Annotated in this window: 12 protein-coding genes; 1 reads left to right on the top strand and 11 read right to left on the bottom strand. The window is 55.5% G+C overall.

The annotated features are described in order from the left end of the window. The first annotated feature begins 76 nt into the window (after nucleotides 1-76). Nucleotides 77-1282, top strand: coding sequence for a BaiN/RdsA family NAD(P)/FAD-dependent oxidoreductase (locus OGW16_RS09025; RefSeq protein WP_286518319.1), 1206 nt, complete (start codon nucleotides 77-79; stop codon nucleotides 1280-1282). 143 nt (nucleotides 1283-1425) lie between these two features. Here OGW16_RS09025 and OGW16_RS09020 read toward each other — a convergent pair whose 3' ends face one another. The 11 genes from OGW16_RS09020 to OGW16_RS08970 all read right to left on the bottom strand — a co-directional run bounded on the left by OGW16_RS09020 (nucleotide 1426) and on the right by OGW16_RS08970 (nucleotide 11867). Then, nucleotides 1426-1938, bottom strand: a complete 513-nt coding sequence (locus tag OGW16_RS09020; protein WP_043018636.1) for a 4-hydroxyphenylacetate 3-monooxygenase reductase subunit — start codon at nucleotides 1936-1938, stop codon at nucleotides 1426-1428. Between the two features lie 19 nt (nucleotides 1939-1957). After that, nucleotides 1958-3520: a 4-hydroxyphenylacetate 3-monooxygenase, oxygenase component gene (hpaB, locus tag OGW16_RS09015; protein WP_043018635.1), complete on the bottom strand. Its 1563-nt coding sequence runs from the start codon at nucleotides 3518-3520 to the stop codon at nucleotides 1958-1960. Between the two features lie 179 nt (nucleotides 3521-3699). Beyond that, nucleotides 3700-4590: a 4-hydroxyphenylacetate catabolism regulatory protein HpaA gene (gene hpaA / locus OGW16_RS09010; RefSeq protein WP_043018634.1), complete on the bottom strand. Its 891-nt coding sequence runs from the start codon at nucleotides 4588-4590 to the stop codon at nucleotides 3700-3702. Nucleotides 4591-4599: 9 nt separating this feature from the next. Next, nucleotides 4600-5976 carry a 4-hydroxyphenylacetate permease gene (hpaX, locus tag OGW16_RS09005; RefSeq protein WP_043018633.1) on the bottom strand — a complete coding sequence of 459 codons (1377 nt, stop codon included), beginning with the start codon at nucleotides 5974-5976 and terminating at the stop codon, nucleotides 4600-4602. A 71-nt stretch (nucleotides 5977-6047) separates the two neighbouring features. Further along, the gene (gene hpaI, locus OGW16_RS09000) at nucleotides 6048-6839 is read right to left on the bottom strand and encodes a 4-hydroxy-2-oxoheptanedioate aldolase (protein WP_043018632.1); all 792 of its coding nucleotides are present in this window, start codon (nucleotides 6837-6839) and stop codon (nucleotides 6048-6050) included. Nucleotides 6840-6849: 10 nt separating this feature from the next. Next, nucleotides 6850-7653: a 2-oxo-hept-4-ene-1,7-dioate hydratase gene (hpaH, locus tag OGW16_RS08995; RefSeq protein ID WP_043018631.1), complete on the bottom strand. Its 804-nt coding sequence runs from the start codon at nucleotides 7651-7653 to the stop codon at nucleotides 6850-6852. Between the two features lie 107 nt (nucleotides 7654-7760). Continuing rightward, a complete protein-coding gene (locus tag OGW16_RS08990) occupies nucleotides 7761-8141 on the bottom strand; it encodes a 5-carboxymethyl-2-hydroxymuconate Delta-isomerase (RefSeq protein WP_047408060.1) in 381 nt (126 codons plus the stop codon). Nucleotides 8142-8151: 10 nt separating this feature from the next. Continuing rightward, nucleotides 8152-9009, bottom strand: coding sequence for a 3,4-dihydroxyphenylacetate 2,3-dioxygenase (gene hpaD / locus OGW16_RS08985; RefSeq protein ID WP_043018629.1), 858 nt, complete (start codon nucleotides 9007-9009; stop codon nucleotides 8152-8154). A gap of 1 nt (nucleotide 9010) precedes the next feature. Next, nucleotides 9011-10477 (bottom strand): 5-carboxymethyl-2-hydroxymuconate semialdehyde dehydrogenase, encoded by a 1467-nt coding sequence (gene hpaE, locus OGW16_RS08980; protein ID WP_043018628.1) that lies wholly within the window; start codon nucleotides 10475-10477, stop codon nucleotides 9011-9013. After that, nucleotides 10474-11238 (bottom strand): fumarylacetoacetate hydrolase family protein, encoded by a 765-nt coding sequence (locus OGW16_RS08975; protein WP_286518315.1) that lies wholly within the window; start codon nucleotides 11236-11238, stop codon nucleotides 10474-10476. The genes hpaE and OGW16_RS08975 overlap by 4 nt, the downstream gene beginning before the upstream one ends. Next, a complete protein-coding gene (locus OGW16_RS08970; RefSeq protein ID WP_286518313.1) occupies nucleotides 11235-11867 on the bottom strand; it encodes a fumarylacetoacetate hydrolase family protein in 633 nt (210 codons plus the stop codon). The genes OGW16_RS08975 and OGW16_RS08970 overlap by 4 nt, the downstream gene beginning before the upstream one ends. Nucleotides 11868-12131 lie beyond the last annotated feature (264 nt).

Raw genomic sequence — 12131 nt, 5'->3', positions numbered from 1 at the left:
TATCGGTAGTTTGGTGCTGGTGCGACCACTGAGGAATCTTTACAATTCACTCCCGCTTTTTAGAGAGGATCGCAACGTGGAAAGGTTTGATACCGTTATTATAGGCGCTGGCGCAGCGGGTATGTTTTGTGCCGCGCAGGCAGGACAAGCAGGTAGTCGCGTACTGCTGATCGATAATGGTAAAAAGCCAGGGCGCAAGATTCTCATGTCTGGCGGGGGCCGCTGCAACTTTACTAATCTTTATGTCGAACCGGCCGCGTATTTGAGCCAAAACCCGCATTTTTGCAAATCGGCGCTGGCGCGTTATACGCAGTGGGATTTTATCGATCTGGTGGGCAAGCACGGCATTGCCTGGCATGAAAAAACGCTAGGTCAGCTTTTCTGCGACGATTCCGCCCAACAAATTGTCGATATGCTGGTGGACGAGTGTGAAAAAGGTAACGTAACTATGCGGTTACGTAGCGAAGTCCTGAGCGTTGAGCGCGATGGTGACGATTTTATCCTGGAATTGAATGGGATGACTGTCGGCACGAAAAAGCTGGTTATCGCCTCCGGTGGCCTCTCTATGCCGGGTCTGGGCGCAACGCCGTTTGGCTATAAAATTGCCGAACAGTTCGGCCTGAACGTGTTGCCGACCCGCGCAGGTCTGGTGCCGTTCACTTTACATAAGCCGCTACTGGAGCAGCTTCAGGTGCTCTCTGGCGTATCGGTTTCCTCCGTTATCACCGCCGAGGACGGCACCGTATTTCGTGAAAACCTGCTCTTTACGCACCGCGGGCTTTCTGGTCCGGCCGTGCTGCAGATTTCCAGTTTTTGGCAGCCAGGTGAATTTGTCAGCATTAATTTGTTGCCGGATGTTGACCTCGCGGGCTTCCTCGATGACCAACGAAGCGCACACCATAATCAAAGCTTAAAGAACACGTTAGCGATGCAGTTGCCAAAGCGTCTGGTGGAATGCTTACAGCAGTTAGGGCAAATTCCGGATGTCTCGCTGAAGCAGCTTAACGTACGCGATCAGCAAACGCTGGTTGAAACGCTGACCGAGTGGCGGGTGCAGCCGAACGGTACGGAAGGGTATCGTACCGCTGAAGTCACGTTAGGTGGCGTCGATACCAACGAGCTGTCATCGCGCACGATGGAAGCGCGCAAAGTGCCGGGGCTGTATTTTATCGGCGAAGTTATGGACGTCACCGGTTGGTTGGGCGGCTATAACTTCCAGTGGGCGTGGTCGAGCGCCTGGGCGTGCGCACAGGATTTAGCCTCTGGGGTAAAAACACAGTAGATTTTACCAGCAAGAAGTCAGCATTTTATGAATGGAATCAATTAGCAGTGTGCTCAATCGCTATCGTTATTCAGGCCGTTAGCGGGAACAGAACCTCACTTAGGGTTTACCCGGTTTGCGGCCAGGTAAACCCTATATGATCACTACGCGACCACTTCCATTTCCATCATCACCGGATGGAAACGGCGCTTGAAGTAAATCAGCCCGTGGCCTTGCTGGCTGAGGGTAATGTTCTTGATTTCGACCAGATAGACCAAATGGCTGCCGATAGTCTGCACTTGATTAATCTCACCCTCGAGGCTTGCCAGCGATCCTTTCAGTACCGGTTGGCCTTGCGCGCCTTTCTGCCAGCATGAAAGGTTGAAGCGATCTTCCATAGCCATGCCTGTCATCCCGGCGAAATGGCGGGCCATCACTTCCTGCTCGTGGTTCAACACGTTGATACAGAGCTTGCCGTTGCCCTGAAACACCGGGTTCATTGCGCTATTGGCGTTGATACAGACCATCACCGACGGTGGCGAGTCGGTCACCGAACAGACTGCCGTAGCGGTGATCCCGCAGCGGCCCGCTTCGCCTTCGGTGGTGATGACGTTAACGGCGGCCGACAGACTGGCCATGGCATCGCGAAAACGCAGACGTTGTTCATCTAATTGCATTGTGACCTCCCGCTGCTGGTTACTTCAGCAGCTTATCCAGCATGTTGATATCGGAATTGTTGTGCAAATGTGGAACCGTCCAGCCATTTTGGTCGTACTCGGACAGGCAGCGATCGACCATCGCCATCATTTTGTCCATGTTGCCGGAGCTCTGTGCCTGGCGCAGACACTGCAGGCGGATTTCGTCCTGGCTACCGGAGTAGTTGATTTCATACAGCTCGTGGCGGCCACCAAATTCGCTGCCGATGGCGTCCCACATTAGTTTGAGGATCTTGATGCGCTCGACGTGATCCATACCGTTCGATCCGCGTACGTATTTCGCCAGATATTCGTTGATTTGCGGGTTATTGAGATCACGTGCGCTGGACGGCAGATAGATCAGGCCGCTGGTGACGCTGCGCTCGATAATATTTTTGATTTTGGCGTAAGCCATCGGCGCCATCACGCGATAGGTTTGCAGCGCGGCGTGATCCGGCAGATATGCCCCGTTGACCCACGGCGTTGCTTCAGCGCACATTGAGTCGCTCAGCGCCCAGAACATATTGCGCCAGGCCACGACTTCGCCAAGCTCGGCCTGTACGCCGCGGAACTCCAGGGTACCGGTGCACTCCAGCGAGCGCTTCAGCAGGGCTGTGATAAAGTCGAGCTTCACCGCCAGACGTACGCAGGCCTGCAGCGGATACATACGGGCGAAGCCACCTTCCATCGTCCAGCGGCGGCAGCGGTCAAAGTCGCGGTAAATCAGCACGTTTTCCCACGGGATCAGCACGTTATCCATGACCAGGATCGCATCGTTTTCGTCGAAGCGACTGGAGAGCGGATAATCGTATGGCGATCCGGTTGCTCCGGCGACCAGTTCATAGGAGGCGCGAGAGATAAGTTTGACCCCTTCGGCATCCATTGGCGCGACGAACATCAGCGCGAAGTCCGGGTTTTCGCCCATCACCTGCGCGGAGCCGAAGCCAATCATGTTGTAGTGGGTCAGCGCAGAGTTGGTCGCCACCACTTTTGCACCGCTGACGATAATCCCGGCATCGGTCTCTTTCTCGAGCTTGATATAGACGTCTTTCACTTCATCCGCTGGCTTATGGCGGTCGATCGGTGGATTGACGATGGCGTGGTTAAAGTACAGGCCGGTTTCCTGAATGCGGGTGTACCAGTTGCGGGCGTTCTGTTCAAACTGACCATAAAATTCTGGGTTAGCACCCAGCGCACAGCCAAACGCGGCTTTGTAGTCCGGAGTACGCCCCATCCAGCCGTAGCTCAGGCGCGACCATTCGGCGATGGCATCGCGCTGCTGGCGCAGGTCATCGGCACTTCTAGCGACGCGGAAAAACTTGTGGGTATAGCCGCCGCTGCCGGTGTCGGTACCCCAGCACAAGGTGTCCTGCAGTTCGGGTTTGTGCAGCGCATCGTACATTTGGGCGACAGAAGCGGCTGCGTTGCGAAAAGCTGGATGCGTAGTCACGTCTTTAACACGCTCACCGTAAATATAGATTTCGCGGCCGTCCTGCAAGCTCTTCAAATACTCTTCACCAGTTAACGGGCGTTTAGCGTCTGCACGGAAATTTTCAGGTTTCATAGGGGACCTCTTCAGTATTAATCGGATTGTGATGTTAAATTTATGTTTTGTTTTTGTTGTTCAATTGAAGCGGTTAACAAGGTTTTCGTGAAGAGACTTTTAGGTCATCTGTGGGTACTTTTCAGGTGAGATAACGTTCTGTGATCCAGACGCCATTTAGAATGAAAGGGTAAGCAGAGTCACGACACGGGCACTTTCTTCAGTCTGAACGCGCTCGGTGAGCAGCCGACTAAGCGGTTAAAGAAGCGAGCGAAATAGGCTGGGTCCTTAAAACCCAATTGCCAGGCTATTTCGTTGATCGCGCTGTCGGAAAACAGCAATAGCCGCTTGGCTTCGCGCAACTGCCTGTCGAAAATTAGCCTTTTTGGTGGGCGGTTAGCGAAGCGGCGACAGATATCGGTCAGTCTGGATTCGGTCAGATGCAGCTCGTAGGCGTAGTCCGGCACCGTCCAGTGCTGGTGATAGTGGTTATCGATTAGCTGGTTAAAACGTTGAAACAGCCTTAGCTCGCCGCGTATCCCGCTGGCGGCATGATCGTCAAGCTTCGCATTCCGTAGTAGTAGGGTGAACACCGCCTGCGCCAATAGCATCAGTGTGTGTTCACGTCCCGGTAATTGCGAGGTCGACTCACGTTGAATCAGCCGCCAGTAGTGCGTTAGTGCCTCCAGTTCTTCGGGCTTATCGGCCAGCGACAGGCAGATACCCGGCAGGCCGAAGGCTTCCCGTGTGCCGGGATAAAGTACCTCCAACAGCGGCCAGACCAAATCCTCCCGCACTGTCAGTACGTGCCCATCACTATCAGACTCAGTGATAAAGGCGTGCGGCACCGACGGCGGTGTCAGAACGAACAGCGGTGCCTGTACTGAATAACGACTCTCGTCAAGCTGCAGCTCAATCTGCCCGGTATCAAGAAAGTGCATCTGAAAATATTGGTCGTGACGGTGCGCCTGCATATCGCGGCCAAAGAACTCAGCCATGCGGGCAAACGACTGATAATGCACATCTTCCGTTCCCAGACTCTCATCGTACTCTTTGTTGATATCGATATTGGCGATAGAGCTCTGACACATAGCGGCTCCTTACGGCGTCGCGCGAGGACGCGATCCTTTCATCGGAATAGCCCAGATAATCACCGCGCCAATGACCAACAGGGTGGCAACAAACCACAGACCACTGCTAAAGCTGCCAGTAATATCTTTCAGCCAGCCGATCATTAATGGGCTTACTGCTGATCCAATATTGCCGGTGGCGTTGATCACCGCGATACCGATCGCTCTGGCGCGTAGGCTGATCGACTGATCCGGGGTGGTCCAAAAGATGGCCATGGCGCTAAAGGAGCCGGTGGAGGCCATCACGATCCCCAGTAGTTGGATTAGGTTGTGATCGGTGGCTGAAGCCAGCAGCCAGCCTGCAGCGGCAAACAGAAAAGGTAGAGCGGTATGATGCTTACGCTCTCGATGTTTATCAGAGTGACGGCTCCAGTAGATCATTCCGAGAATGGTACAAATCTGCGGGATTGCCGCCAGCAGGCCGATAGTGATGTTGCTGCTGCTTTCGTTAAAGCTTTTAAGGATCTGCGGCGTCCAGATACTGATCGCACTGAGTGTATTCGTCAGGCAGAAGTAGGCCAGGGTGTACATCAGCACGATCGGCGTAAATACTTCCCGCCACAGGCTGCGTTGTTGCATGGCGTGATGGCTGATCGCCCCTTCCGGCTGTACCAGCATGAGGCGATCGTTATCCATCATCTCCTGCAGGCACTTTTTGTCTTCTGCCGTCAGCCATTTCGCCTTCGACGGTGAATCATCGAGCCAGAACCAGACCATAACGCCGAGCAGCACCGACGGGAAGCCCTCCAGCAAGAACAACCATTGCCAGCCGCGCAGGTTAAGCATGCCGTCCATAGACAGAATATATCCAGAAACGATCGACCCCAGCGCGGTAGTCACAGGCATAGCAATCATAAACAGCGCGTTGGCGCGGGCGCGGAAAAAGGCCGGGAACCAGAAGGTCAAATACAACAGGATGCCGGGCAGGAAACCGGCCTCGGTAATCCCCACCAGCATCCGCAGGATGTAGAGGCTGTTCGGCCCGGTGGCGAACATGGTGGCGGTAGAGGCGATGCCCCATAGCACCATGATGGTGGCAATCCAGCGGCGAGCGCCGACGATGCTGAGCATCACGTTGCTGGGTATGCCAAAAATCACGTAGGTAACGTAAAACAGGGTGGTGGCAAGGCCGAACATGGTGGCGTTCAGTCCCAGATCCTGCCCCATGGTCAGTCCGGCAAAGCCGATATTGATCCTGTCTAAAAACGAAAAGATAAAGAGTACGAACAAAAATACGATCAGGCGACGGAACAGTTTGTTGATAACTGACTGCTGCTGCGCCGTCAGCTGTTTATGCTGGTTAGCCGGATCGAACTTTTCCGGGATGGCAGATGATGTATCGCTCATTGTCATTTTCCTCTAATGGGAATTTTGTAGGGTACGGCTATTTTGCCCGGTAGCGCTGCGCTTACCGGGCACTAGTAGACGCCTGGTGAACCCGGCGCGTTTATTTCCCCCCCAAACCGCGCCGCCAGCGCTTCTGCGCCACGGGCCAGCAGAGTGGTATCAACGCCGACGGCAACGAACAGTGCGCCTAGCGCCAGATAACGTTTCGCCAACTGTTCGTTAGCCATCAGGATCCCCGGCGCTTTACCGGCTGCACGAATTTGCGCGATGGCCTGTTCGATGGCAGCCTGCACCTCCGGGTGCTGCGGATTGCCGCCAAATCCCATATCAGCACTGAGATCGGCCGGGCCGATGAACACGCCGTCCACGCCCTCAACGTCGAGGATCTGTGGCAGATTTTTTAGCGCTTCGCGGGTTTCAATTTGCACCAGCACGCACATTGCGTCGTTGGCCTGATGGATATATTCGGGGATGCGGTTCCAGCGTGAGGCGCGGGCGAGCGCGCTACCTACGCCGCGAATACCTGCGGGCGGGTAGCGGGTGGCCTTCACTGCCAGTCGCGCTTCGTCAGCGTTTTGTACCATCGGCACCAGCAGAGTCTGCGCACCCACATCCAGCAATTGTTTAATTTGCACCGGGTCGTTCCATGATGGTCGCACCACAGGTTGGCTGGGGTAAGGGGCGATCGCCTGCAGTTGGGTCAGTATCGTTTGCACGCTGTTCGGCGCATGCTCTCCGTCAATTAACAGCCAGTCGAACCCAGCCCCGGCCAGTAGCTCTGCGCTGTAGCTGCTGGTGAGTCCAAGCCATAGGCCAATCTGTGGGCGACCGGCTTTTAAGGCATCTTTAAAGGCGTTATTCATCATGTTTCTCCTAAACAAACCGGCAGCTAATCGCGCCCATGTTGCCGTAGTCAACGTGGAAAGTGTCGCCCTTGCGCGCCGGAACCGGACGGGTAAAGGAGCCACCGAGAATAATCTGCCCGGCTTCCAGTTGGACGTCATACGGCGCAAGCTTGTTCGCCAGCCAGGCCACGCCGTTGGCTGGGTGATTGAGTACCCCTGCAGCCACGCCAGTCTCTTCGATCACGCCGTTGCGATAGAGCAGGGCGGAGATCCAGCGCAGATCCAGTTCGTCGGGTTTGATGGGGCGACCGCCGAGGATCACCCCGGCGTTGGCGGCGTTATCGGAGATGGTGTCGAAGACCTTGCGCGGGCGCTGGGTCTCCGGGTCGATGTTGTGGCAGCGGGCATCGATAAGCTCCAGCGCCGGAATCACATAGTCGGTAGCGTTGTAGACGTCGAACAGGGTGCAGTTCGGGCCGCGCAGCGGTTTGGCCAGCACGAAGGCCAGCTCCACTTCGATGCGCGGGACGATAAAGCGGTCGGTAGGAATATCGCCGCCATCGTGGAAAAACATATCGTCCAGCAGCGCGCCGTAGTCCGGTTCGCTAATCTGCGAGCTGGCCTGCATCGCTTTGGAGGTCAGACCGATTTTGTGGCCTTTAAGGACGCGGCCCTCGGCGATTTTCATTTTTACCCATTCGCGCTGAACGGCGTAGGCGTCTTCGATGGTGATCGTCGGGTGATCCAGCGAAATAGCGCGGATCTGTTCGCGCTGTTTTTCCGCCTGGTTTAGACGCTGGGCGATCAGGGTATGGGTATGTTTATCGAGCATAGTGGTTCCTGTGGCATTGCATTGCCGGATGGCGCTTCGCTTATCCGGCCTACAATTCATGGCCGGTGTAGGCCCGGTAAGCACAGCGCCACCGGGCAATTTGCACATTATTTAAATAACGCGTGCACGTTGTTCTGTTTGTAATTCAGCGTCGGGTGCAACTCCTGGATTTCGAACGACAGTGCCAGATAGCGGCTCTCCATCAGCGTGGCGAAATGGGCCTTAATCAGCGCAAACAACATCTCACCCACGTCCTGACGGCTCTCCAGGCTACGCCCGGAGCCGATTTTCAGCGTCATATGCACGAAGGCATAATCATGCTGGCCGTCGGCCATCTGCCAGGTATCCAGCCAGATGGCGCGACTGCGAATGCCGCCGATGGGAAAGATGCCGGTCGCCGCCAGCGCTTCGTTCACTTTGCCGAACAGACCCGGTAAATCGGCCTGTTCGCGGATGTTGTCGGTACACTCGGCAATAAAGTGCGGCATTCTGAACTCCTTAAACCTGCTCAGGCAGCGGGAAGACGGCGTTGACCTGGCCGGTGCCGGAACTGGCGAAAAGCTCGGTGATAAATTCAACGTTGCCGTCATATTTATCCCAGCCCAGCATGCCGAGCAGCATCACCGTGTCGTGCATGTTGCCCTCGCCGTAGCAGTAGTTGGCGTACTCCGGCAGCATGGTGCAGAACTCTTTGAACTTACCTTCACGCCACAGCTTCACGACCCGCTCGTCCATCTGATGGTCGAACTCGCGGGTGTAGCTGTTCATGCCTTCTTCCGCACGCTGATCGTCGATAAAGCGGTGCGACAGTGAGCCGCTGGCCAGGACCGCCACGGTGCCGTCGTATTTCTCGATAGCTTTAAGAATTGCTTCACCCAGCTTGCGACTGTCCGCGAAGTCATGCACGGTACAGAATGCTGAGATGGAAACGACTTTGAAGTAGTTGTCTTCGTTCATATAACGCATGGGGACCAGAGTGCCGTATTCCAGCGTCAGGCTGGGAATATTGTGTGCCTGAGCACGCACACCCAGTTTGACGGCTTCATCGGCGATTGATTGGCCCAGTTCCGGGTTCCCCTCGTAGCGGTAGGCCATGTCGCGAATAAAGTGCGGCAGTTCGTGGCTGGTGTAGTTCCCCTCAAAATGGGGGCTACAGTTGATGTGGTAGGCGCTGTTGACCAGCCAGTGGGTGTCGAACACAATGATGGTATCGACGCCCATTTCGCGGCAGCGTTTGCTTATCTCTTTATGTCCATCGATGGCTGACTGACGACAGCCGTGGTTTTTCCCCGGCAGTTCAGAGAGATACATCGACGGAACGTGTGTAATTTTTGCAGCTAAAGCTAACTTTCCCATATCAGACTCCCCATTTTGGGATCGGATGGTCGCCCATCGAGATGCAGACGTTTTTCATTTCGGCGAACACTTCAAAGCTGTATTCGCCGCCTTCACGGCCTGTACCAGAAGCCTTCACTCCGCCAAACGGCTGACGCAGATCGCGGACGTTCTGCGTATTGACGAACACCATTCCGGCTTCGATGCCGCGTGCCAGGCGCAGCACTTTGCTGATGTCCTGGGTCCAGATATAAGAGGCGAGGCCGTACTCCACATCGTTGGCCAGGCGCAGACCTTCCGCCTCGTCTTTAAACGGCAGCAGACAGGCTACCGGGCCAAATATCTCTTCCTGCGCGACACGCATGCGGTTGTCGACATCCGCCAGCACCGTTGGGCGCAGGAAGTTGCCGCTTTTCAGATGTGCAGGCAGGTCGGCGGGTTTATCCGGGCCGCCCGCCAGCAGGGTCGCCCCTTCTTCAATGCCGAGGCGGATATAACCGGTGACTTTCTCCCAGTGCTGTTGGCTAATCAGCGCGCCTACCTGAGTGTTCAAGTCGGCTGGGTCGCCGACGCGCAGGCGGTTGGCGCGTTCAGCAAAGCGTTTGACGAATTCGGGGTAGATGCTCTGCTGGATAAAAATGCGCGAGCCAGCGGTGCAGCGTTCGCCGTTGATCGAGAAGATGGTAAACAGCGCGGCATCAAGAGCACGTTCAATATCGGCATCTTCAAAAATTAGCACCGGTGATTTACCGCCAAGTTCCATGGAGTATTTTTTCAGCCCGGCATTTTTCATGATATTGCGCCCGGTGGCGGTACCGCCGGTAAACGACACCGCGCGTACGTCGTGGTGGCGTACCAGCGCATCGCCTGCCGTTGCGCCGTAGCCCTGAACCACGTTCAATACGCCTGCCGGAATGCCTGCTTCTAACGCCAGTTCACCCAGACGATCGGCAGTCAGTGGCGAAAGCTCGGACATCTTCAGCACAGCGGTATTGCCCAGCGCCAGGCACGGCGCGACTTTCCAGGTGGCGGTCATAAACGGCACATTCCACGGCGACACCAGTGCACAAACGCCGACCGGCTGTACGAGGGTGTAGTTGAGCATCTTGTCGTCGACCGGATAGGTCTTGCCATTCATCTGCTGGCACACTTCGGCGAAAAATTCGAAGTTATGCGACGCGCGAGGGATCAGCACGTTTTTGGTCTGGTGGATCGGCAGGCCGGTATCGGCGGTCTCCATGGCGGCAATTTCAGGGACGTTCTGGTCGATCAGGTCGCCCAGACGGCGCATCAGGCGTGCACGCTCTTTCATCGGCAGATTGGCCCATTTAGGGAACGCTTCCTTCGCTGCCGCCACCGCCTGATTCACTTCGTCGGCACCGCCGGAGGCCACTTCCGCCAGCACTTCACCAGTTGCCGGGTTGGTGGTGTGAAAATACTCCGTAGCCGCGACGTTTTTGCCGTTGATCCAATGGTTAATCTTTTTCATGACAGCTTCTCCTCATATGCCTGCTGACTGATGATGCGGTTGACCAGACGGCCGACGCCTTCCACTTCGACGAGCACTTCATCGCCCGGCACCACGTCTGACAGCCCTTTTGGCGTACCAGTGGCGATCATGTCGCCCGGTTGCAGGGTCATAAACTCGCTCAGATAAGCGATCAGGAACGGGATGCTGAAGATTAGATCGGCGGTGGTGCCCTGCTGGCGCAGTTCGCCGTTGACCCAGGTGCGCAGGGCCAGGGTGTGCGGGTCAGGAATATCCGCTTTGTCGACGATGCAGGGGCCTATTGGCGTCAGAGTGTCGCGGCTTTTTACCCGCAGATTGGGGCGATAGTAGTTTTCCAGATAGTCGCGGACAGCGTAGTCGTTGCAGACGGTGTATCCGGCTACGTACTCCATGGCGTCGGCTTCGGCGACCTTACGCGCGGTTTTGCCGATCACCACCACCAGTTCGGCTTCGTAGTGCATGTACTCAACGTTATCCGGGCGTACCGATTCCTGCTGGTGGCCGATAAAGGTGTTTGGCGCTTTGATAAACACCAGCGGTTCGGTGGGCGGCTTGAACTCCAGCTCGCTGGCGTGATCGGCGTAGTTCAGACCCAGCGCGAACAGCGTGCCGTCGGCGGGCGGCAGCCAACGAAATTCGCCTTCTTTTAGCAGTCTGCCGTCAGCCAGGCGAACCTGCTCGCGTTCATCGATCTGGACGTTGTGTTGTTGTCCCTGCCACTCAATACGTGCTTGTTTCATGCCAGTTCTCCTTCGGTAACCACCGGGTTTTCCAGCGGCAGGAGGCCTGCGGCAAGAATACGTACGCGATCGCCTGGTCGCAGGGTTACGCGGTTGTGCGGGGTGCCGATCAGAATGGCGTCGCCAGGGTTGAGGGTCGCGAATTCACTCAGGGCGCTTAGCAACTCGGCGGCGGAGCGCTGGAGATCAACAGTGTTCCAACTGTCAGCTTCCCGACCGTTGATTTCGGTGATAATGGTCAGGTTATCGACGTCGCTGAGCGTAGAAAGTGCGCCAATCGGGCAGAAGCCATCGCGGCATTTGGCTTTGATTGCCGGGCGATAGAAGCTCTCTTCCGGCAGGCTTACGTCGTTAGCCAGCGCATATCCGGCAATGTAAGCAACCGCTTTTTCTGCAGTTACTTTACGGGCGATTTTACCGACGATCAGGGCCACAGTCCCTCCGCTTAGCACGGTTTCACCCTGCGGGAAGGGGATGCTATCTCCGTTGCCGATAACGGTATTACGCGGTTTGATAAACCACACCGCGGTCTTTGGCGGCGTTTTGTAGGGGGTCTGTTGGAACGCTTCGCGCCAGGCATCGAGCTGGCTGCGGTGGTTAAGCGCCACGGCGAAGATGGTACCTTTCATTCACCACTCCTCTGATTCTGATTTCGGATACGATCATTTCATTAACATATTAATGATCATTTTTTATGCTTTGCAGAAAGGTTTGGCAAACAGAAGTGAATGATTTGTGATCGGATTAACAATAAATTTACAGATTTTGTTTTTATTTCTTATAAATCAATATATAAGATTATCTTCTTATCTCGACCTGTACTTTTCAGAGACAGAAACCGGTTGCGTTCTGGTGTGATTAACGCTAATTATTAACTTATTAACAAATGAAGG

Source organism: Citrobacter sp. Ce104, from assembly GCF_030334595.1.
Taxonomy (GTDB): Bacteria; Pseudomonadota; Gammaproteobacteria; order Enterobacterales; family Enterobacteriaceae; genus Citrobacter; species Citrobacter europaeus.
The sequence above is the reverse complement of the archived record's forward strand: the minus strand, read 5'-3'. Positions and strand labels throughout refer to the sequence as shown.